At 68.1% G+C, this 254-nt stretch carries 1 protein-coding gene; it reads left to right on the forward strand.

The window, feature by feature from the left end; all coding sequences use genetic code 11:
• On the forward strand, positions 1 to 254 hold a 254-nt coding region (locus tag SB753_RS39335; RefSeq protein WP_410805458.1), incomplete at both ends, for a hypothetical protein.

Below are 254 nucleotides of genomic sequence, written 5' to 3' on the forward strand. Positions count from 1 at the left end.
GCAGCGATGGCGTGGGCTCGTACTACGCGCGTACCGCGGTCGATCGCAACGACCGCGATCGCTATGGGCTCAGCTACAGCTGGCAGGCCGGCACGGCGCTGTTCGACAGCCTGGAAGCGAGCGCGGACCACCAGAAGAGCTACATCCAGGGCCAGACCAACATCCAGGTGGCCAGCGGCACCACCGGCACCACGCGCTGCTCGGCGAGCGCGCTGTGCGCACGCCAGGAGAACCGCTGGGACACCCAGAAACTG

Origin of the sequence: Paraburkholderia sp. SIMBA_053, from assembly GCF_046534895.1 — a bacterium.
Classification (GTDB): domain Bacteria; phylum Pseudomonadota; class Gammaproteobacteria; order Burkholderiales; family Burkholderiaceae; genus Paraburkholderia; species Paraburkholderia caledonica.